The sequence below is a fragment of the Adlercreutzia sp. CNCM I-6207 genome (genome assembly GCF_977072305.1).
In genome coordinates, this window is record NZ_CDRVLZ010000002.1 from 110,661 (window position 1) to 132,174 (window position 21,514).

The following is a 21,514-nucleotide window of genomic DNA, read 5'->3' on the forward strand; positions in this document are numbered from 1 at the left end:
CGAGCGGCTTCTTTGCATCGACCCTATACTATCAAACTATTCATGGTTTTCCGAGTTTTTGATTCATGGTTTTCCGAGTTTTTGATTCATGTTTTTCCGAGTTTGATCGGTTGAGGGTTGATTGAGATCAACTGTTTTCGAATTGTACCTTGGCAACCTATACTGATTCTGGATTGAGTGTTAATACTCAATCAGGCTGTAGGTGTCGATGGATTGGCGCTGATGCATGATGCGGTACACCGTAAGCGTAGTGGCATTGTAACGGTAGTAGATGATGTAGGGGCCCGCAAGCGTCGTGCGGTACTCGTGCTCGAGATGGTCGTCGGTAAAGTGGCCGCCGGCGTCCGGAAAGGTTCGTACGGTTTCCAAAGCCGCATCGATACCCTTTATCGCATCGAGGGCCGCCTGGGGCATTCCCCGCTCGAGGCCGAGGTAAATGGCGATGGACTCCCGATCGAGCTGCGCCCGCGGACGCCATGCAAGATCAAGCATAGTCGAGCCCCCATACCTTGAAGATTTCGGCCATGCGCGCGTCGGATTCCTCCGCTGTGAGCGCCTCCGGGCGGTAGCGCTCTTCAATTTCCGCCTCACGCAAGGCGAGGAACATGCGGTTGCGCTGAGCGGCGGCCTCATAAGCGGCGCAGTCTTCCAGCACATAGGCCGGTACGCCGTTTTTCGTGAGGATGATGGGTTCCTGGCTCTCCGTCGCCTGAGCGCACACGTCATTGAACTGCGTGCGCAAATCAGTGATAGGTCGAATAAGCGGAAGCGCTGCCACAGCGGCTGTCATAAGGCACCTACTTTCATTACCATAATTATGGTATTAATTATAGATGCTTTAATTGACAAATCAAGCAACACGTCTATGAGAACTCTTGCATGTTATTCAGCTAGAGCAAATTATCCGAGGCCCTCTGTTATCCGAAGTTGGCGACGGCGGTGTCAATGGCGGCGAGGTTCATGGCGACGAACTGGGGCTTCACGCGGGCGCGCACCGCATCTTTCAGCTCGTCGACGGTGAGCGGCACACGGCCCTGGGCCACGGCCACGGCGAGCAGCATCATGTTGAGGGACTTGCGGGAGCTCGCACCGGCCTCGCGCACGAGGGCCTCGTCGTCCACGGGGATGAACAGGGGCACCGGGTAGCCTTCCGCGCCATCGGCGCTGGCGTCCTGGTCAGCAGTCACGGTGTTCGGCGCAACGATCGTTTCGGCTGCTTGCTCGTGGGACGCCTCCGCCTGCAGGGAGTTCGCCAAAGCTGCCACAACGTCGCCGGCACGATAAGGCCGGCTCGCCAGGGCCGCCGTCACCGGCTGGATGGCCGTCGTGGCCGTCACCAGCACACCGCCCGGCGCCAGATAGGGCAGCGCGCGGGCCGCCTCGCCCGGCTCCAGAGCGATGACCATGTCGGCCGTACCCGGCGTGATGAGCGGAGAGTACACCGCCTCCCCGTTCGACCCCATGCGCACGTGGCTCGTTACATTGCCGCCGCGCTGGGCCATGCCGATGGTCTCGGCCGTGCGCACCTGCCAGCCCTTGTTCTGCGCCGCCTGGGCCAGCACCTTCGCGGCCAGCACCGTGCCCTGGCCGCCCACGCCCGCAAGCAGAATGTCAATCATCGCACGCCTCCTTCCTCCGACAGCGGCAATCCCGCCAAGGGGCCAGTCGGCCCTTCGGAATGCACGATGCGTTCTGCCACTGACACCCCTTCGGCTGCCCCCAACACCTCACCAGGCGTCTCGTTCGGCTCGCCTGCTATCTCCGTTTCCTGGAAGTCGTTCATCTCATCAGTCAGTACACGAGGGATCGGCCCCGTTTGGAACGGGTCGGGGTTCGGAGCGTAGATGGCCGGCTCGGCCGGAACCGCACCGCCAAAACCCACGGCACCCTGGATGGCGTTAAAGGAGCACACCTGAGTACACAGGCCGCAGCCGTCGCACAGGCTCGTGTCCACGAACGCCTGGCCGCGTCCGCCGGATTTCGGGCCGCGCAGCCCTTCGTCGAAGCCGATGCCGGGGCACCCGATGGAGGTGATGCACTTCTTGCAGCCCGTGCACGTATCGGCGTCGATAGTCACCGGCGCATCGGGCTTCTTCAGCTGGATGCACGGGGCGCGGAAGATGATCGCCGACGGGCCTTCGAAGTCGATGGCCGCGCGGGCCGCCGCCACGGAGCTTTCCAGGCTGTGCGGATTCGCGAACCCGATGTGCTGGATGCCGAGGCCGTGCAGCACTTCCTCAATCACAATGGGACGCCGCCGCTCGCCCATGAGCGTGACGCCCGTGCCGGGGTGCGGCTGGCTGCCGGTCATGGCCGTGGTGGCGTTGTCCAGAATGGCGAAGGTGACGTCGTGGCCGTTGTACACGGCATTGGCGATGCCGGTCATGGCGCTGGCGAAGAACGTGGAGTCGCCCACGAAGGCCACCTGCTTCTTGTGCGGCTCGGCCACCGCGAAGCCCTGAGCCATGGTGATGCCCGCGCCCATGCACAGGCAGGTGTCCACGGCATCAAGTGGCTGGGCGTTGCCGAGCGTGTAGCAGCCGATATCGCCGCACAGCACCGCCTCGCGTCCGCGGAGCGCCTGCTTCACGGCATAGAAGCTGCCGCGATGGGGACAACCCGCGCACAGCACCGGCGGACGGACCGGCAAGGGGCCGTCGTAGCCGAGGTTGTTGGCGCCGATGATGGACGCCACCAGGGCGGCAAGGGAACCAGCCTGTCCGCACCCGGCGTCGGGGGAGGCCCCGTGCTCAGTCTCGGAAGAGCAGCGCGAGGGCGGCGGTACCTCCTCGCTCGCAGGTTGCGCAGCGAACGGAACAGCCCAGTGGGCTGTTCCGCCGAGCGAGCCATTGCTTGAGCACGTGGAGGTGCCGCCGCCCTCGCGCGGAGAGTCAGCAGACGCGCTCGTGCGGTCGAAGAACCTGCCCAGACGACCGGCGATGTTCTCGGTCGTGTTCTCGCCGCGATCGTTAGCCTCGCCGGTCAGCTTGCCGTGCACCCGCAGCGGCAGATGGCGCGCGCCGGTCAGCTTCAGCATTTCCTCTTCCAGCACGGAATCGAGTTCTTCGAAGACGATCACATCGGTCAGCTCCTCGGCGAAGGCCGCCGCCGTCTCGGCCGGGAAAGGGTAGGGCGTGCCTACGGCCATGAAACGGTAGCGGGGCACAGGAATTCCGGCGCGGGAGGCCTGGGCCTCAATAAGCGATAACGCCTCGCGGGCGTAGGCTGCCGATACGCCGCCAGCCACAATGCCCACCGCAGGAGCGGACGCTCCAGCACCTTCGACGCCATTCTGCACGCAAGCGCCCTCACCTTCCCCGCCCCCTTCGAACACTTCGTTGAACCGCGCGAATGCCGGATCGTAAGCGTAGTCCCAGGCAATCTGGGCCAGGCGACGGTTGATCTCGCCGTGGGCCTCAAAGGCGCGCTTGGGGAAGATGACCCACTTCGGATCCTTCTGGAAACCTTCTTCAGGCAGCGGACGACCGTGAGTTTCCTCGGCCACCTCGAAGAACGTGGAAGCATGGTTGATACGCGTCGTGGGACGCACGATGACCGGCGTGTGGTAGCGCTCGGACAGATCGAAGGCGGCCCGCATCATGGCGAAGCCCTGCTCGGGCGTGGCCGGATCGAGCACCGGCACCTTCGCGAAGGCGCCGAACCGACGCGTGTCCTGCTCGGTTTGGGAGGAGATGGGGCCCGGATCGTCGGCCACGAACAGCACGCAGCCGCCGCCCGTGCCCACGTAGTTCAGCGACATGAGCGCATCGGAAGCGACGTTCAGCCCCACCTGCTTGCAGGTGAACAGCACCCGCGCGCCGCAGTAGGACGCGCCGGCCAGCATCTCGAGCGCCGCCTTCTCGTTGGTGGACCATTCCACATGCACGTCCTGGGCCGCGCCCGCCGCGTGCAGCTTCGCCACAGTTTCCACCAGCTCCGACGACGGCGTGCCCGGATAGCCTGCCACCACGTTCACCCCGGCTTCCAGAGCCGCGTGGGCAAACGCCTCATTGCCCATCAAAAGTTTCTTCACCATGTTCGTTCCGCCACTCTCGTCAACCTGTTGGAACAACCTATCCGCTGGCGTCAACCTAACGGACGCTCTTTCTGTCGGTATCAACTTACTGTCTACCCGCCGACTCAATCTACTGGGACAATTTGCCTATCGGCTTTTCGCCAAAAATTGCGGTTGTTAGCATTTTCTGCAGACATTCGAGACGGAAGACCTCGCCTCATGTCCACTTTCTGCCCCGAAATTGAACCATTTGCCCTCATTAGCGTCATTTTCGTCCCTTAGATTTCCCGCGGCTCCACTGCGGATGCTAACAAACGCAATTTTTTGGGAAAAATCGGAGTCCAAACTGCCTGCAACCACGAACAAGGCCGCCTCTGCCACGTAAACCGTCGAGCAAATTGCGTGGCGTAGACCGCACCCATCACAAGACGAGAACGGCTTACGACGCCATCTCTGCCTTCAGGTCGGCCACCTTTTGCAGCATGGTCGCATCGCCCGTGCCCATCATCTGCACGGCCAGAATGGCGGCGTTCTTCGCGCCGTTGATGGCCACGCAGGCCACCGGCACGCCCGAGGGCATCTGCACCATGGACAGCAGCGAGTCCAGGCCGCCCAAATCGCTCGTCTTCATGGGCACGGCGATGACCGGCAGCGGCGTGAAGGCGGCCACCACGCCGCCCAGATGCGCGGCCTTGCCGGCGGCGGCGATGATCACCTTGATGCCGCGATCGTGGGCCGTTTCGGCCCACTCGTGCACTACGGCCGGCTTGCGGTGGGCGCTCGCTACCTTCACCTCGTAGGGCACGCCCATGGCGTCCAACTGGGCCATGCACGGCTCCATGGCCGGCATGTCCGATTCCGACCCCATGATAATACCCACGACCGGCGTTGCCTCTGCCATATCCGCGTCCTTTCCCTCGGTGCTTGTTGTGCGGCTACGTTCTATCGCCTTGTGCTCTGTCGCCGTTATTATAGCCGCACGCCCCTGCAGGCAAACAGACTGGAGATTCCGTTTTCAGCCAACGGCCTCCTCCTGTTCAAGAGATTTAACGGAGAATAACGGAACTTAACGGAGAATAACGGAAGCTTATAATCTCTTCGACCGCAGGGAGGAAACCCGTGAGCGACCAATCCATCTTTCGCCCCTCTTTTGGAAATCGCCCTGATCGCATAGTAGGGCGCGAAAACGTCATCGAGGATTTCGCTCGCGGCCTATCCCGCCACCCAGGAAGTCGCGAGCGAGCACGGCTCTTGATAGGCCAGCGAGGCATGGGCAAAACAGTGCTCCTGCTGGAAATGGCCGATCGCGCTCACGCCAACGAGTTCGTTACGGCGCGAACCACCTGCGGCCCTTCAATGCTAGACAACATTCTCGACCTTCTGCAGCGCAATGGAAGCCCCTTCGTGTCGGAGAAAAGGCAGCCGGTGAAAGGCTTCAGTGCTGGAGCTTTAGGATTTTCTTTCGGACTCACCTTTACTGACGAAGTGCGCGAAAGCTACGGATTCCGCGTAAAACTTGAGATGATTTGCGAACGATTGGCCGAAGCGGAAAAGGGCGTTCTGCTTCTCATTGATGAAGTGCGCCCCGAGCTGCCCGAGATGCGACTCCTCGCCACCACTTACCAAGAACTTGCCGGAGAAGGAGCCAATATCGCCGTGGTTATGGCCGGTTTGCCTGCCATTGTTTCGGAAGTTCTCGACGAGGCCACGCTCACCTTCCTGCACAGAGCAACGAAAGTCGAGCTAGGCCCTCTGTCCATACCATCGGTGCGCGCTTACTATCATTCTGCCTTCATGCGAGCGAATCGCTCGCTGGACGATGCTCTTTTAGACAGGGCCGCCGAAGCGACCCAAGGCTTTCCCTATCTTCTCCAACTTCTTGGCTATTACCTCGTGGAATACTGCCCCGAAGGAGAGCCAGTCAAGCCCGATGAGCTCGAATCCGCAATTGATGCAGCGCTCTACGACTTCGACCACGACGTCCTCGGCGCCATGCTTCGACCTCTTTCGCGCGCGGACATGACCTTTCTGGAAGCAATGTCCCAAGACGATCGCGTTTCGCGCGTCGCAGATTTGCAAGAACGGCTCGGCGTCTCCCAGGGGCATGTGCAGTCTTATCGGCGACGCCTGATAGATGCAGGCGTTATTTATTCACCTGCGCGGGGAGAGCTCGCCTTTATCGTGCCACGCCTTGGCGCCTTCATTAAAAGGGAGATGCTTTAGACACATTGCTTCTCCTTCTGCGCCTGCACGGAGAGGACGTGGTCTTTCGGGGCTGTTGCAGTTCGTTGACGGTTAGCGCGGCGAAAAAGAAAAGTACCTTACCTGCCGCACAATGAACAACAACCGCACGGCCCAAACCCCCGCTCAACCATACTTTGGAAAAGGAGGCCCCCATGAGCACGGAAACTTACCGCGACCACGTAGAGCAGCAGGAGAAGCACATCAAAAACCACATCGGCGACGAGATTCGCAAGGTCAAAGAGCGCGAAGAGCGCGAGACCCACGGGTTCCATGACGTCATCGGCGACGAAATTGCCCATGAGGAAAAGGCCGAGCGCCGCCAGCAAGACGAAACCGATGCCGCCCTCACCGAAACCGCCGACACCATCTTGCGCGGAGAATAGGCGATTCCCGAAAAAACTTCTTGCGCCCGCGCACCAAGTCGGGTATTATCAACTTCGCTCTTTTGGCAAAGCTGAAATAGCACCTGCGGGCGTGGCGGAATTGGCAGACGCGTACGGTTCAGGTCCGTATGGGGGCAACCCCATGGAGGTTCAAGTCCTCTCGCCCGCACCATTTTGAAACGAACGCCCTCTCCGGAGGGCGTTTTTGTTCCCCCAGGCGAGTTGCAGAAGGGACGTCCTGATGAAGATTAACGTCGATCAAATGCAGCTCATGAAAGCCGCTCCCAACTCGGCCTACGAAGTCATCATGCCGGAGTTTCTCTTTCACTCGAACAAATTGGAAGGCTCCACGTTCTCAGAAGAAGAGCTCGTGAAACTCGTCGAGCAGGGTCTCGTGGAAGGCTCTCACGACATCGACGATGTGCTGGAGACGAAGAACTCCGTTGATGTGTTCAACTACGTGGTGGATACTTTGGGCCGACCGGTGGACGATGAATTCCTCTGGACACTGAACGACATGCTCTTCCGCGAGACCACCGACGCCAAGGCTGGGTTCACCGGGCACTACAAGGTGATCCCGAACCGCATACGCAACTCGTCGATGCAAGTGGCACTTCCCTCGGATCTGCCGCGTGCGATGCCTGAGCTATTCGCTCAATGGGAGCGCTCCGCCAAGGATTTCGACGCCATCGTCGACTACCACGTGCGCTTCGAGCACATCCATCCCTTCCAAAACGGCAACGGCCGCATTGGCCGCTTCCTCATGATGAAGCAATGCCTCGAGAACGACGTGGACATCATCGTGGTGGACGAGGCTCTGGAGCGTCCCTACAAAAGCTGGCTGGAAGTCGCCCAAACCACGGGAGACAGTCGGTTCCTGAAAGAAATTATGGCCGACTGCCAAGAACGCTTCAGCCGCAAGATGGACGAGAAGGGCGTCACGCCCCTCATTCCCGATCCTGAAACCGCTGCACGCTTATTATAAATCGGTGCGCCTCCGAACCGGGCAGCATCGGTTACATGACTAAGCCGGGACTACTTTGGACGGTGGCCCAGCTTCTTCTCTGCCAGCACCATCCGTGGCCCCTTCCTCGCCAATAACACCGCGGTGGCAGCTACGTGTATTCCTTCCCCACTTCCTAAAGAACGCGCCGAACCTACCCCCATATATCCTTATGTACTGGAGGCCTTGCCAAAGACGAAGCGAATTGTCACCGCCCCCAAAAGCGCGCCTCCTATGACCTTGAGTAACTTTCGCGCGCGATTTCCCATGACATGACGCCTTTGCCGAACTCCTTTGCCAAGCCGGCACCCTTTTTCGGAAACAGATGGGAGTTTCGAGCAGCTGGCCATACGAAATGGGTAAGTAGATGGGAGTTTCGAGCATTTTCGGAACGAATTAAGCGCTCCAGAGCCCGTTTCATGCTCGAAACTCCCGTCTATTTCCGCAGACGCGCTCGAAACTCCCATCTATTTCCGAAATCGCAGTTATCGCGAAGATAAGAAGCGCCAAGCCTGAACAGCTCTCGGTATTTTTCCGATAGACAACAACTCAAAGAAAGACGAATGACAGGTTGCGGATGGAAAGAAAAGGCTTCCTTGGCCCCTCTACACTTACCTCGATGCTTTTGCTCAGAAAACAATGCTGCCATCGAGACGAGGAGACCACCATGACCACTCCCGCAAAACGAACCACTCGCTCCTTCGCGGCTTTCGTTCTCGCCTTGTGCCTGGCTGCGTCTCTCACCTCCTGCGCCTACAGCACCTTGGCCGCAACGAACGGCGACGAGGGCACCGAGGCAACAACGAGCGCCACGGAAGAGGCGGATGCCACCGAGACGCCCACCGCAGCCGCTGAGACGCCCGCCACAGCGGCTGAGGCCCCCACCGCGGCAGCCGAGACCCCCACCACAGCGGCCGAGATCCCCACCACCGCGACAATCATGTACTACGAGAACGTCAGCTACGACGACGGTGACACCGAGCCCGACGAGAATGGCCGGGTGCTGCTAGGCAGCTACGAGCTCACCGACGTGCACGTAGGGCAGACGCTGAATGCGTGGAATTACGTGGTCGACATCCCCGGGCATTTCTTCTGGGACGGCTGGCCGCAAAATCTCACGCTGACCGACAACCCTTCCGACAACGTCATCAACCTCTTCTACTTCAAGCTGTGGAACAACGAGTACACCGTGAACTATTACCTCATGGAAAACGCCGATCTGACCGCCGACAACTGGAAGGACGCACTGGCGCCCGATGACGTGAAGTTCGTTAAGATGGGATCGGAGACCTTCACCAACCAGCGCTTCGACCAGCTCGTCAAGGGCGACGCCTACGAGTACAAAATCGACGGCACCTACGTGGTGGACACCTACCCGTCCGAGATACGCGTGGGCGTCAACCCCGACGACAACGTCATCAACGTGCTTTACGTGCCCGATTCCGCGAATCTGCCCGACGATATTGAAGTGCCCACCGACACAACGCCGCCAAGCGATGCGACCCAGCCGGACGACACGACGCCGCCCGACGACAGCGGAAACGGCGACAACAGCGCCGACCAGGCCGCCGATGACTCCGGAGCCGACAAACCAGCGGATGATTCCAGCGCCGACAAGCCCGCCGACACGCCGAGCACCGACGGAAGCGCTACGCCGAGCCTGCCGAACGATACCACCTTCGACAAAGACGAAATCGAAGGCGTGCTGCCCGACGACGTGAAAGACGAGGTGGTAAAAGATTTCATCGAATCGGGAGACGCGCAAGACAAGACAGAGATCACCGAAGAGATGATCGAGAACCCGGTGAGCAAATCCGACGCCGACTACGTGAAGAACGTCTACGAGACCGGCCTGAAAGAGGGCGAGAAGCTGGCCCAGACAGGAGATCTCGTGCCCCTCGCCATCATTGCGAGCATCGCTTTAGGAGCAGCGGCAGCGGGTGCCATCGCCTTCATCATGAACCGACGCGCCAAACGCTAAGCCCGCCACGCTGTCCGAAAAAGGGAATTACGGTGCAGCATCCCCCCTCTCCCCTTTGCGAAAGTTGCGAAACTCTGCGAAAGATGCGAAACTCTGCGAAAGACCCGGCGGTGCCCGCAGCCCTACTCCCCCTTCGAAGTGAGGTGCCAGCCGTTGCAGTAGGGGCAGCGGTAGACGTGCAGGGGCGGGGCGCCGTGCTCGGCGCATTCGGCAGCGGTGAGCTCGGCCTCGTAGCGACTCGCATAGCGGTTCTTGCGCTCGCAGGCCTTATGGCGCAGGGCGGCCGCGCGTTCCTCGTCGTGGCGCTGGCTGCGCGCGTTCTCGCTGGCGAACAGGTCATCCATGCCGCCGAGGGATGCGGCGAACTCCGCCTTCTGCTTCTGCCACGCCGACCGCTTCTTGCTGCCCATGGACGCCTCCCTTCCCGCAACGATTTTCGCGCAAATACCTCGAGCCATGCTATAATGCAAACGATCGGTGCCCCGCTCAGCCGGGCGGCACTGGTTAACGACTAAGCCGGGTCTACTTTAGCATGGGGCCCGGCTTCTTCTTTGCCAACACCGTCCGTCACTCTTTCCTCACCAGGAAAAGCCCGATGATTCCGATAAACACAAGCATGAGATCGCATAGGGCAATGACAGTTTGTGTGTCCATGGGAAGCTCCTTTCTGGGAAGCCGCCCGGACGTGACGGGGCGCCGACCTTCATTGTAACCCAATCTTAGTCTCGCACAATCGTGGAATTTTTCCGCTCACTCGATTATTCGTTGACAATACTTTGATGTCAAAGTATTTTGAATAGCAACACGTATTGAAAGCTCCTTCGGAGTCCCTACGACCCGAAGGAGCGTACGCGATAGCGAGGAGTGGAGTGATCGGCATTCTGTACGAGTCGGACGAATGGTCCGACTGGAAGTTGGGGCGCGAGCTCGAGGCGGCGCTGGCGGAGAACGCGCTCGCCGAAGCCGTTCCAGCTGAAACGAACTCGCAGACAGCGACAAGAGAAAGCGACGCAGCCGACAATTCCTGGCGTCACGTGCGCATGATCAACATGGAAGACGCCGACGCCGTGGAACAGGCCCGCAGCTGCGCCATGCTCGTGAGCCGGGTGTTCGCGAGCGCAGCCTTCCGCGGGCACCAGCGTTCTCACCGGGCCATGGAAGATATCATCGCCCTGGCCGAGGCTGAGGGCATCCCGCTCATCAATCCTGGTCGCGCCCATCACTTCGAAATCGACAAGCGCCTGGCCACCGAAACGCTGCGCAACGCGGGCATCACGGCTCCAGCTATCATCGCATGGGGGACACCCGCCGAGCTCGGCAGAGCGGCGGCCGACCTCGACGATTCGCGCTCTGTTGCTCTCAGCCGGGAAGAAGCCTCCGAGGCTTGGAGTCCCCGTGCGTCAGAAGTCGAAATCGCCTCCCACAGATGGCCCCGGCCGACCCCGGACCAATGGGTCTACCCTTGCATCATCAAGCCGAACTGCGGCGGTCGCACCACGCACACCGCTGTGCTGCGCAGCCCTGCCGACGCCCGCGCATTCCTGAGTGCAGCCCCTAACCTCGTCTTTATCGTGGAGCCCTATATCGAAGCCGCCGGCGGATTCCTCACGCGCATCGAGGTGGTGGGCAGCCGCATCGCGCTCGTGGTGAAGCGGTCGGTGGCAGCGAGCGGGCTCTCCTCCTACCACGAGGGCTCCACCTACGAACTCTACCCCGACTGCCCCGCCGCCGTCACCGATGCCGTGCTGGAAGCGGCCCGCATCCTGGACATCCAGTTCGGCAGCTTCGACGTCATCGAGGCCGCCGAGGGCAACTTCATCATCGATGCCAACAGCGTGTCGAACGTGTCGGAAGACTGCACCGAGCTATTCGGCTTCGATCTTATGGCCGCCTACGCCCGAGCGCTGGCCGCCCGCTACCACACGCTGCGCAACGCCACAAATTAGCACTTCTCAAGAAAGGAGCCTCATGCTCACCATCCCCGAAGTCTACGACCTTTTCGACCAAATCGGCTGCTGCAGCTTCGCCACCCTCGATGGGCGCGGCGGCGTCGATTCCCGCATCGCGCACTTCTTTGCCTGCGACGAGGAGGGCCTCTACCTGCGCACCATGGACGTGAAGCCCTTCTACCGCCAGCTTGTGGAAGGCGGCAAGCTGTCCGTTTGCGGCGAGAAAACCGCCGCGCCCTGCAGCTGGGATGACGACAACATGCCGCATTTCCAGCCAGGCTTCATGGTGCGCGTCTCCGGGGATGTGCGCCTGCTCACGCGCGAGGAGGTGACCGAGAAGGCAGCGGCAAACCCGCAGTTCAACGTCGCCATATACGACATCAACAAGTACCCCGAGACCCGCGTGCTCGTGCTGCATTCCGCCTGGGGCGAGCTGTACGACTACGACTTCAACATGGTGCACCGCGACCACAAGATCCTCCGCGAGCGCTTCGCCTGGGGCGGTGCGACTTTCGAGACGCCAGGGCTTTCCATCACTGATGCGTGCATCGAGTGCGGTGCCTGCGCCGATGCCTGCACTCACAAGGCTATCGTGCCCGGCAGCCCCTACGCTATCCTGGGCGAGCGCTGCGACGAGTGCGGCAACTGCTACCACGTCTGCCCCGCTGGCGCTGTCATCAGCAAGGGCGTTTCGAAAGATTAGGAGGCAGCCATGGGAAGAGAACCAGAAGAGCGCAGAGAAACCGTAGCCGCCCTTCCGAGCGCATCACACGCCTCGAGCGTCCAAGACGTCCCGAACATGCCCCCTCACGGCGACATCGTCAGCCTTATGAGCCGCACGCTCGGCGCAGCCAATCGTTACCTGGTGGAGCTCATGGCCCGCGAAGGACTCGCCGGCATCGTGCCCTCCCACGGCGACATCCTCATGCAGCTGTTCGCCCACGACGCGATGTCCATGGCTGCTTTGGCTGAAGCCATCGGGAAAGATCCATCCACGGTGACGGCCCTTGTGCGCAAGCTGGCCAATGCCGGCTATGTGGAGAAAGCCCCCAACCCCCGCGACCGCCGCGTGTGCGAGGTGCGTCTGACCGATGCGGGCCGCGCCCTGGAGTCGGCCATGGATCGCGTGTCCCATACGCTTATCACAACGCTGACAAATAGCATCCCCGCCGCCGACCTTGCCGCTACTTGCCGTACCATGAAAGCCATGCAAGAGAATATGAGTGCCGCAGACGATTCTGAATCGAAGCGTGAACCTGATTCCGAACCTGCAGCCGAAACCCGAGGAGACCACCGATGAACCTTTCCCTATCCCGCAGCTTCCCCATCGCGAAGGCGGCCCTTGCTGCCGCCGTCATCGCCTGCACCTTCGCCCTGGCCTGCAGTTTGACCGGCTGCGCGTCGGGCGGCACCGACAGCAGCAGTGCCGATGCCGACAACACCTCCGCCAGCACCGACGGCAAGACTCTGCGCGTGGCCATGGAGCTGGCCTACCCGCCCTTCGAAACGAAAGACGACGCCGGCAACCCGGAGGGCCTCGCCGTCGACTTCATCCGCGACTTCGGCGCCGCCTACGGCTACGACGTGCAGATTGAGAACACCGCCTGGGACGGCCTTATTCCCTCGCTGCAATCGGATAAGGCCGATCTGGTTATCAGTTCCATGACTATCACCGACGAGCGCAAGCAGTCCGTGGACTTCTCCGATGCCTACGCCATGGCCCAGCTGGCCATTCTGGCGAACGCGGATTCCGGCGTGGCGTCCATCGACGACTTGAACCAGCCCGGCAAGAAGGTGGCCGTGAAGACCGGCTCCACCGGCGACGTGTACGCCACGAAGAACCTAACCAATGCGGAGATCGTGCGCCTGGCCGACGAGAGCGCGTGCGTGACCGAAGTGGTGCAGGACAAGGCCGACGGCTTCCTGTACGACCAGCTGACCATCTACCGCAACCATCAGGCGAACCCCGATACCACCGAGGCCGTTTTCATCCCCTTCCAGGACGCCGAGGAGTGGGGCATCGCTGTGAAGAAGGGCGACACGGAGCTGCTCGACCAGCTGAACGCCTTCATCGCGCAGTCGAAAACCGACGGCGAGTTCGATCGCCTCACCGAGAAGTACCTCGCGGACGAAAAGAAGGCCTTCGACCAGTACGGCTTCAAGTGGTTCTTCGATTTCGAGTAATCTAGTCCCATGAAACGCCTCACCACCATCACTCGTCCCTTCACCGCCGCCGCAGGTGCGCCCGTGCGCCCGGCGAAGGCGGCCCTGAACTATCTGGCTGTGTGTGTGGCGGTGATCGCTGTGGTTTGGGCATCGCTGGCTGCGGCGGGCATCTCGCTGAACTTCGATTTCGTGGCCCAGTACCGCGTGCGCATCTGGGACGGCTTCTGCATGACCGTGGGCATTTCCGTGGCGTCCCTCGTGCTGAGCCTGGTGCTCGGGGTTTTGGTGGCCGCGGGCCAGGGCGTGCGCTTCCTGCCGCTGCGCTATCTGTGCGACTTCTACGTGAAAATCATCCGCGGCACGCCGCTCATCGTGCAAGTGTACTTCTTCTACTACATCATCGGCACGGCCTGGGGCATCGACAACCGGGTGCTCGCCGGCATCATCATCCTGTCGCTATTCTCGGGCGCCTACATCGCCGAAATCGTGCGCGGCAGCCTGCTGTCGTTGGACGCGGGGCAAATGGAGGCAGCCCGGGCCGTCGGCTTCACCCGTGCCCAAACCTTACGCTACGTAGTGGCGCCGCAACTCGTGGCCCGCACGCTGCCGGCGCTCACGGGCCAGGTGGCCTCCATCATCAAGGACTCGTCGCTGCTGTCGGTCATCGCCGTCATCGAGCTCACCCAGACCATGCGCGAGATCACCGCCACGAACTACAACTTCTTCGGCGGCTTCCTGTTGCTGGGGGCGCTGTACCTGGTGCTCACCCTGCCCATCATGGCCGTGAGCCGCCACTTCGAGAAGAGGCTCTCCTATGCGTGAGCACTGCCGCCATTGCCGCCCGCTTCCCGCGCGGCCGTCGTCCCGGGCGGTGAGCCACCATGCGCGTTGAGCTCTCTCATCTCTCCATGGCCTTCGACGGCACCGAGGTGCTGCACGACATCACCTTCGACGAAGAGGTGTCGGCCCTGGCCATTATCGGGCCGTCGGGCGGCGGGAAGTCCACGCTTTTGCGCATTATCGGCGGCCTGCTAGTGCCCACGGGCGGCACCCTGGCCGTGGACGGCGTCCCCGTGCCCACCGGCGAGGCGGCGCTGCGCGACTACCGCGCGACCCTCGGCTTCGTCTTCCAGGACGGCGGCCTGTTTCACCACCTCACCGCCCAGGAGAACGTGGCGCTGCCCCTGCGCGTGGTGCACGGCGTGGAAGATGCCGAAGCGTCCGACCGCGCCCACGATCTGCTGGAACGCCTCGGCCTGGCCGATTCCGCGGCCAAGCGGCCGGCTCAGCTGTCCGGCGGCCAGAAGCAGCGCGTCGCCATAGCCCGGGCGCTCGCGGCCCGGCCGCGCCTGCTGCTGCTCGACGAGCCCACGAGCGCCCTGGACCCGGAATTCACCACCGAGGTGCTCGACGTGGTGCGCGACCTGAAGGAAGCCGGCACCCGCTTCATCATCGTCACCCACGAGATGGGTTTCGCCCGCCACGCCTGCGACACCGTGGCCTTCCTCTACGGCGGCCGCCTGCTGGAGCACGGCCCAAGCGAGCGCCTCTTCGACAATCCCCGCACCCCCGAACTCAAGCGTTTCCTCAGCCGCCTCTTGGAGTGGAGCATGTAAGGCGAAAAGGCCCGGGAAATCAGACCCTATACCCCCAACGTATCCAGGGGCGCTACTTGCACGCCGTCCTCTCGGCACGTTGCGACACCCCCGACGCCGATGACAGCGAGCATGGCAACGGGAGCCTGGTAGCCGCCGCGCATCATCTTCTCCTTCAGCGTCACGAGGTTCTTAGCGGCATCGTCCACCTGGGCCGCCCCGAGCTTCACCTCCACCGGGATCCACGTTCCGTCGGGATGCTCGATGACGAGGTCCGCCTCCAGATCGGCCGCATCATGATAGTGGTATACCGAAGCCCCCATGGCCTCCGCGTAGACGATGAGGTCGTGGGCAACGAGCGACTCAAAGAGAAATCCGAGCGTCTTGAGGTCGCCCATGAGCTTTGCCGCCGTGGCACCGAGCGCGGCGGCGGCCAGGGACGGATCGGCCAGGTGTCGCTTTGCGGCCGACCGAATCTTGGCCGACGAGCGCAGTTCGGGGGCCCAGGCCGGAATGTCCTGCACGAAGTAGATGCGCCGCAACGCATCGAGGTAATCGTTCATGGTGGGTGCCGTGATAGCCGCAGCATCTTCGGTGCGACCTTGGGTATCTTTCAGAATGGTCTTTCCCGTTGCCAGGGTGGCCTCGTTACGGGCAAGGGACACAATCAAGCGCCGCACTTTCTCCCGGTCGCGCTCCACCCCGTCAACCTCATGAATGTCCTCGTTGATGACCGCCTGCAAGTAGCCCTTGGCGATGCGCACCGCTTTCGCCGTGGGGGAACCAATGGCGTCGGGCCAGCCACCCGCCACCACAAGTTCCGCAATGCGTTCAAGGGACAGCTGCGAAACCGACGCGTAGCGCTCTCCCTCAAACAAACCTCTCAGCGACACCTTGCCATTTGATTGGCCGAGCTCGTACTGGGTCATGGTGCTCATGGGAACGCGAACGATGCGCCCGGCCCCGCTATGTCGAGGCCGATCGGCATGGGGATTCTGCTTCCTGCGGGGAGTCGAGGAGCCCGTGAGCACAAACTGCCCCTTCTCCGTGGCCCTATCGCACTCGAATCGCACGGCATCCCACAACTTGGGAACGTCCTGCCATTCATCAATCAGACGCGGCCGGACACCCTCAAGGGCAATGGCCGGCTCTAGCTCAGCCAGACGTCGGTTTTGAAAGTCGCCCAGCGGGTCGGCCATGCTGATTTCCGAGACCGCATGGTTCTTCGCTGTCGAAGTCTTGCCGCACCACTTTGGCCCCTCGATGACCACGGCACCGAAAGCCTCCATGTTTTCCGCAATGGTTTTATCAGCAATGCGGGGAATGTAATTGGGTATTTTCAGCGTTTCCATGGCCCCGGCCTCCACCTGGTTATTTTAACTTTTTTCCAGGTTTCATTTTAACTTTTTTCCAGGTTTCATTTTAACTTTTTTCCAGGTTTCATTTTAACTCTCGATGCAACAAAGTCCCAGCCGTACGTAGACTTCCGAGCTGCAACGCTTCCTCAGCCGCCTGCTGGAGTGGGGCCTGTAGAAAAAAGCGCGGACGCCGGGAGGGTGGCGTCCGCGCAGGGGAGGCGGGAAATGGGCCTGTCCAGAAATAAATGTCGGGAGACAGCCGCGGAAGGTACCCGCGAAACCGGCTACTCGAACTTACCAGCGGCCAGGTCGTGGCCGAGCATATAGCCGAAGGTGAGGCAGTTGATGCCGTAGCTGTTGCCCGGAATGGCGAAGTTGTACTCGTTGGCGTACATGTCGCCCACCATGCAGCCGACGTTGAACAGACCGGGGATGGGCTCGTCGTTCTCGTCGCACACCTCCATGTTCACACTGGTGCGCAGGCCGCCCATGATGGTCATGAACGTGCAGGTGTTCTTGGCGGCGTAGTAGGGGCCGGTCTCCTCGATCTCCACAAGGTAGGTGGGATCCTTGTAGAAGTCCTCGTCGACGCCCTTCTTGCACAGCTCGTTGTAGCGGGCCACGACGTCCTTCAGCTTCGCCGCGTCAAGGCCGAGCTGGTCGGCCAGTTCATCCAGCGTGTCGGCCTTCCAGTAGGCACCTTCCTCGACACCGGCGTCCCAGATGGCGATCATTTCCTCAGCCGTCTTCGGGGGCAGCGTGTAGTCGGAACCGAACAGGAACCATTCCTGGCCGCGGTCGATGATGGTCTGCGGGTAGTTCTTCGTCCAGATGCCGTAGGCGATGTTGTCCGGCTGCGAGAGCAGGTAGTGGGCCGTGTAGGGCGCCGACACGTCCTCGCGCTGGTAGCGCTCGGTGCGGGCGTTCACGTTGAGGCCCCAGTGGAAGCCGCAGGGCTCGTGGCCGCCGCCCCAGCCGCCCTGATACATGGGGGCCGCCTCGGCGTGCTGCCAGGCCGCGCCGGCCCACAGGCCCATCTTCTGGCCGTCGCCGCCGTAGATGCCGCCCATCTGGAAGCTCGTGTTGTAGTCGGTCTCGGTCTGCTCGAAGCCCACGTACTGCAGGGCCTCAGGGCAGTAGCAGGCGAGCATCTCCTTATCGGTGGAATAGTCGCCCGTAGCCAGCACGATGTAGGTGCCGTTGAACAGGGTGTAGCCCTCGGTGCCGTCGGTGTGCGAGGCCACCACGCCGGTCACGCGGCCGGCGTTGTCGCCCTCGCGGATAAGCTGCTCGGCCTTCATATCGTAGATGATCTGCACGCCGTACTCGAGGGCCTTCTTCTCGAGGGCCTCCACGGCGCCCTGCTGGCCCGTGGACACCATGGAGGAGTCGCCGAGGGTGGAGAACGCATGGGCGTAGTGGGGGCCGAGGTCGAAGTTGTTGTCGCGCTCCAAGATGACCTGGAGGCCGGCCTCGTTGGCGATGTCGATCATCCAGTTCATGGCCTCTTCGGAGTTGTTGTAGCCCTTCATCCACTTGGCCTGGTCAACAGCGAAGGAGGCGGCGCGCATCTCATGGTAGTAGAAGGGGCTGGGCGCGAAGGGCTCCACTTTCAGCTCCTCCATCACCTTGGAGTTGCGGGCGAAGTTGGAACCGCCGCGGCTGATGGGGGCGCTGGAAGCGGAGAACAGCGTCACCTTACCGCCCTGCTCGGCCGCCGCCACCGCCGTGGTGAGGCCGGACATGCCGGCACCCACGACGATGATATCGTTCTCGATGGTCTCGGTGATCTCATCCTCCGGGATGGGCGCCGGAGGCACCATGAAGGACCACTTCGGCAGCGTGTCGCCCAGCTTGATGACGACGTCGTTGGTGCTGACGGCACCTTCGGCGCTCGCATCGGCGGCACCGGCGGCATCGGATCCGGCCGCGGCCTTGTCGGCGGCCGGGGCGCATCCCGCCAGGCCTGCAGCAGCGGCACCGGCGGCGCCCACGGCACCGAGCTTGAAGAAGTCGCGGCGTGAGAATTGGTTCTTGGTCATGAAACTCTCCCTCCTTGGAAGTGTCTTGCGGACGCCACCGATGATAGGGGCGCCGCCCCGGGGCGGCCAAGCACCTTCCCTTTGCCCGCCCGCAACTGTTTTTTGCTTGCGCTGCGAAGGGCAGTTGCGGTAAGAATAACGGGCGGGCGCAAAGGCCCGCATGCCACGACCGACAGGGAGGGGAGCCGTGGACATTCGCCAACTGGAGTACTTTATCGCCGTCGCACGCCTGCGCAGCTATACCAAAGCCGCCGACGAGTTGTTCATCACGCGCCAGGCGCTCAGCAAGGCCGTGCACAACCTGGAGCAGGAACTCGGGGAAACGCTCATCGCCCAGCGCGACGGCACGCTGGAGCCCACTGAAACCGGGCGGACGCTCATGGCCGACGCCCAGCCGGTCGTGGACGTCTACCGCGCCCTGGAGCGGCGCTACCTGGGAGAAGCGGCCCGCGGCGAGCGCATGCCCCTGCTGTCGGTGTCCCTCGTGCCGGGAGCGGCCCTCACCTTACCGCGCACCATCATCGACCGCTTCGCCGACGAGCATCCGAACCTGCTACTCTCCGTGGAAAGCTCGCCCACCGATATAGCCCTGGCCATGGTGAAGACGGGCGAGTCGGACATCGGTATCGTCGGTTCGGCACCGCAGTACCTGACCGACTTCGACGCTCTGCAACTCGTGGAAACGGGCACCTACGTGCACGTGCCCGTGGCCAACCCGCTTTCACGGCGCGAGCGGCTCGGCGCCCACGACCTGGACGGCCAGCCCTTCGTCACCTTCGGGAAGCGCGACCACCTGCACCGCTTCTTCATGGACACCTGCGCTGATCTGGGCATCGAGCCGAACGTACTCATGACCACCTCCAACGTCGACCTGCTCACGAGCTGCGCCCTGCAGAACGAGGCCCTCATGTTCGGCCTGCCGCCGAATGAAAACGTGGACCCCATTCCCGACTACCCCCTCGTGCCCGTCGACCTGCGGCCGGACGTCTCCTTCGGCACCTACGCCGTCAAGCGCAAAGGCGAGCCCCTGTCCCCCGCCGCCCAAGCCTTCTGGAACTACCTCGCCGGGGAGTAGAGGAGCTTGACTGGGAGATTTTCGGCCAGAGCGCACAGCTCCCTGGTGCGATCCCCTGTTCTCCTCACAACAGAACCCTCGGTTGCTCCCATGCGACCGAAGGCTCGCTTTGCTGCCCTGAACGCGCTTCCCCTACTCCCCCGGCTCTCCTACCAGGGCGATGACCTCGGCCTTCGATGACGTGCCCAGCTTCGCGTGGAGGTGGCGGACGTGGGTCTTCACGGTGTTCTCGGAGAGGAACAGCTCGCGTTCGATCTCGCGGCGGGTGAGGCCCTGGGCGACAAGGGCCATGATCTCGGCTTCCCGGGCCGTGAGCCCGGCGTCGGCGGCCACGCGGTCGCAGCGGGCCATGAACCGCTCGCGCGGGCCGGCCACGTGCAGGTTCGTCTCGGGCGCCACCCCGGCCGCGCCCCAGTCGCCGTTGACGGACTTCTCGCTCGCCCACACGAGCACGCAGGCCCCCACGAGCGCGATGCCCGCCACGGCGAAGGCCACGGCAAAGGCCTCGCTGTCCATGTACCCGTTGCCCTGGAAGCCGCGGCGCAGCACGATGCCGAAGAGGATGGCCGCCTCGCTGGAGGCGCGGGCGATGGCGAAGACGCGCAGACTCGGCACCTCGTAGCGGTAGCAGATGCCCGCGAGCACCAGCAGCACGAAGAACGTGAACCACACGTAGGCGAACTTCAGCAGGAACGCCACCAGATAGGCGATGGCGCTGTGGGCGAAGGGCAGAAGCGCCAGAGCGATCACGGCCAAGGGCAGCGCCACCTTCGCGAGGAACCGCACGTCCATGCGGTCGCGGCGCACGAACAGCACCGCGAGGATCACCACGGCCGCCAGCACGGTGGCCAGCACGCGGAACATCGCGCCCACGCCTTCCACGCCGCCGAGCACCAGGCCCGACGACCCCGACAGCAGCCCGGCCACAGCCATAATGGCCACGAGCTTCCACGGCACAGCGTAGCGGGTGCTCGGCCGGCGCACCGGCTCGCCCGGAAGCGCCCGCAGGCTCAGCCACGCGCACCCGAGGGAAAGCCCCGGCAGCACCGCGGTGGCCAGGATGGCGTAGGGCGGCCTCATGGTGCACACGAGGAACGCCGCGCCGCCGGCCACCAGGCAGGAGAAGGCCCCGTACATGATGGTGCGCGTCATGCCCATTTGGGAGTAAATCTCGGCCCACAGGCAGAACAGCACCGCGCCGCCCAAAGCCGTAACCGCACCGACCACGGCAAGGGGCGCCGTCGGCGCTGCTTCCGGAATGAGCGCGAGGCCGCCGGCCAGCGTGCCGAGACCCGTCAATCCCACGAGCACGGCAGCCAGCACTCGGTGCCGGCTCAGCCGCCCCAAGCGCGGGGCGGCCACACCCAGCAGCAACAGCATACCCACGTCGCCGATGCGCATGGCGTAGTCGAAGGTGTGGCGCGGCTCCAGGTCGAACCCGGATCCGGGGAACACCGCCGTGATGTGGGTGCAGCACAGCCAGGCGATCAGAAGCCCCATGCCGAGGAACCGCCAGGGGAAGAACCGCGCCGATCCCGCAGTGCCGATCCCGCCCGAAAGACCATCTTGCGAGGCCGCAGCCTCCCCGAGGCCCATGCCCGCAGCCCCTTCAACGGTCGTCTCGGCCACGGTCTGCGCCGCAGCGCGCATCGCTTCCCTTGTTCCCATGCCCTTGGCCCTCCGCTCTTCCCTGCTTGTGTGCG

At 62.7% G+C, this 21,514-nt stretch carries 20 protein-coding genes and 1 tRNA gene; 12 read left to right on the forward strand and 9 right to left on the reverse strand.

Annotated features, from left to right (window positions below):
* Positions 1–180 precede the first annotated feature (180 nt).
* The 5 genes from ACW4QM_RS01835 to purE all read right to left on the reverse strand — a co-directional run bounded on the left by ACW4QM_RS01835 (position 181) and on the right by purE (position 4,916).
* Complete coding sequence (locus ACW4QM_RS01835; RefSeq protein WP_114538936.1) at positions 181–492, reverse strand: type II toxin-antitoxin system RelE/ParE family toxin; 312 nt, start codon at positions 490–492, stop codon at positions 181–183.
* Positions 485–790: a type II toxin-antitoxin system prevent-host-death family antitoxin gene (locus tag ACW4QM_RS01840; protein ID WP_022741620.1), complete on the reverse strand. Its 306-nt coding sequence runs from the start codon at positions 788–790 to the stop codon at positions 485–487. Before ACW4QM_RS01840 ends, ACW4QM_RS01835 begins: the two co-directional genes overlap by 8 nt.
* Before the next feature lie 127 nt (positions 791–917).
* A complete protein-coding gene (locus tag ACW4QM_RS01845; protein ID WP_455798144.1) occupies positions 918–1,619 on the reverse strand; it encodes an indolepyruvate oxidoreductase subunit beta in 702 nt (233 codons plus the stop codon).
* Positions 1,616–4,036: a thiamine pyrophosphate-dependent enzyme gene (locus tag ACW4QM_RS01850; protein WP_302011553.1), complete on the reverse strand. Its 2,421-nt coding sequence runs from the start codon at positions 4,034–4,036 to the stop codon at positions 1,616–1,618. Before ACW4QM_RS01850 ends, ACW4QM_RS01845 begins: the two co-directional genes overlap by 4 nt.
* A gap of 418 nt (positions 4,037–4,454) precedes the next feature.
* Positions 4,455–4,916, reverse strand: a complete 462-nt coding sequence (gene purE, locus ACW4QM_RS01855) for a 5-(carboxyamino)imidazole ribonucleotide mutase (RefSeq protein WP_114538933.1) — start codon at positions 4,914–4,916, stop codon at positions 4,455–4,457.
* Positions 4,917–5,134: 218 nt separating this feature from the next.
* On the opposite strand from purE, the gene ACW4QM_RS01860 reads away from it, so the two are divergent.
* The 5 genes from ACW4QM_RS01860 to ACW4QM_RS01880 all read left to right on the forward strand — a co-directional run bounded on the left by ACW4QM_RS01860 (position 5,135) and on the right by ACW4QM_RS01880 (position 9,626).
* Entirely contained in the window at positions 5,135–6,238 is a 1,104-nt protein-coding gene (locus ACW4QM_RS01860) for an AAA family ATPase (protein ID WP_161128203.1), read from the forward strand.
* Positions 6,239–6,411: 173 nt separating this feature from the next.
* The gene (locus ACW4QM_RS01865; protein WP_161128202.1) at positions 6,412–6,642 is read left to right on the forward strand and encodes a hypothetical protein; all 231 of its coding nucleotides are present in this window, start codon (positions 6,412–6,414) and stop codon (positions 6,640–6,642) included.
* 85 nt (positions 6,643–6,727) lie between these two features.
* A tRNA-Leu gene (locus ACW4QM_RS01870) sits at positions 6,728–6,814 on the forward strand.
* A gap of 69 nt (positions 6,815–6,883) precedes the next feature.
* Positions 6,884–7,627, forward strand: coding sequence for a Fic family protein (locus ACW4QM_RS01875; protein ID WP_117283610.1), 744 nt, complete (start codon positions 6,884–6,886; stop codon positions 7,625–7,627).
* Positions 7,628–8,312: 685 nt separating this feature from the next.
* Positions 8,313–9,626, forward strand: coding sequence for a hypothetical protein (locus ACW4QM_RS01880; RefSeq protein ID WP_455798145.1), 1,314 nt, complete (start codon positions 8,313–8,315; stop codon positions 9,624–9,626).
* 122 nt (positions 9,627–9,748) lie between these two features.
* Here ACW4QM_RS01880 and ACW4QM_RS01885 read toward each other — a convergent pair whose 3' ends face one another.
* Entirely contained in the window at positions 9,749–10,036 is a 288-nt protein-coding gene (locus ACW4QM_RS01885; protein ID WP_114548480.1) for a hypothetical protein, read from the reverse strand.
* Between the two features lie 459 nt (positions 10,037–10,495).
* On the opposite strand from ACW4QM_RS01885, the gene ACW4QM_RS01890 reads away from it, so the two are divergent.
* Genes ACW4QM_RS01890 through ACW4QM_RS01915 form a run of 6 tightly spaced genes read left to right on the forward strand, consistent with a single transcriptional unit; the run spans position 10,496 to position 15,357 of the window.
* A complete protein-coding gene (locus tag ACW4QM_RS01890) occupies positions 10,496–11,572 on the forward strand; it encodes an ATP-grasp domain-containing protein (RefSeq protein ID WP_114548481.1) in 1,077 nt (358 codons plus the stop codon).
* A 22-nt stretch (positions 11,573–11,594) separates the two neighbouring features.
* A complete protein-coding gene (locus tag ACW4QM_RS01895; RefSeq protein ID WP_114548482.1) occupies positions 11,595–12,278 on the forward strand; it encodes a 4Fe-4S binding protein in 684 nt (227 codons plus the stop codon).
* Positions 12,279–12,287: 9 nt separating this feature from the next.
* Complete coding sequence (locus ACW4QM_RS01900; RefSeq protein ID WP_114548483.1) at positions 12,288–12,875, forward strand: MarR family winged helix-turn-helix transcriptional regulator; 588 nt, start codon at positions 12,288–12,290, stop codon at positions 12,873–12,875.
* The gene (locus ACW4QM_RS01905) at positions 12,872–13,759 is read left to right on the forward strand and encodes a transporter substrate-binding domain-containing protein (RefSeq protein ID WP_455798146.1); all 888 of its coding nucleotides are present in this window, start codon (positions 12,872–12,874) and stop codon (positions 13,757–13,759) included. Before ACW4QM_RS01900 ends, ACW4QM_RS01905 begins: the two co-directional genes overlap by 4 nt.
* A gap of 9 nt (positions 13,760–13,768) precedes the next feature.
* Positions 13,769–14,563, forward strand: a complete 795-nt coding sequence (locus tag ACW4QM_RS01910) for an amino acid ABC transporter permease (RefSeq protein ID WP_302404970.1) — start codon at positions 13,769–13,771, stop codon at positions 14,561–14,563.
* A gap of 59 nt (positions 14,564–14,622) precedes the next feature.
* Complete coding sequence (locus ACW4QM_RS01915; protein WP_302404971.1) at positions 14,623–15,357, forward strand: amino acid ABC transporter ATP-binding protein; 735 nt, start codon at positions 14,623–14,625, stop codon at positions 15,355–15,357.
* 26 nt (positions 15,358–15,383) lie between these two features.
* On the opposite strand, the gene ACW4QM_RS01920 is transcribed toward ACW4QM_RS01915, so the two are convergent.
* Positions 15,384–16,688, reverse strand: coding sequence for an ATP-binding protein (locus tag ACW4QM_RS01920; RefSeq protein WP_223900649.1), 1,305 nt, complete (start codon positions 16,686–16,688; stop codon positions 15,384–15,386).
* Positions 16,689–16,978: 290 nt separating this feature from the next.
* On the reverse strand, positions 16,979–18,736 hold the full coding sequence (locus ACW4QM_RS01925) for an FAD-dependent oxidoreductase (RefSeq protein ID WP_223900648.1): 1,758 nt from the start codon (positions 18,734–18,736) through the stop codon (positions 16,979–16,981).
* A 187-nt stretch (positions 18,737–18,923) separates the two neighbouring features.
* Here ACW4QM_RS01925 and ACW4QM_RS01930 point away from each other — a divergent pair, with 187 nt between their 5' ends.
* Positions 18,924–19,811, forward strand: a complete 888-nt coding sequence (locus tag ACW4QM_RS01930) for a LysR family transcriptional regulator (RefSeq protein ID WP_278570506.1) — start codon at positions 18,924–18,926, stop codon at positions 19,809–19,811.
* 132 nt (positions 19,812–19,943) lie between these two features.
* Here the strand turns inward: ACW4QM_RS01930 and ACW4QM_RS01935 are convergent, their stop codons facing one another.
* A complete protein-coding gene (locus ACW4QM_RS01935; RefSeq protein ID WP_455798147.1) occupies positions 19,944–21,479 on the reverse strand; it encodes a helix-turn-helix domain-containing protein in 1,536 nt (511 codons plus the stop codon).
* Between the last annotated feature and the right edge of the window lie 35 nt (positions 21,480–21,514).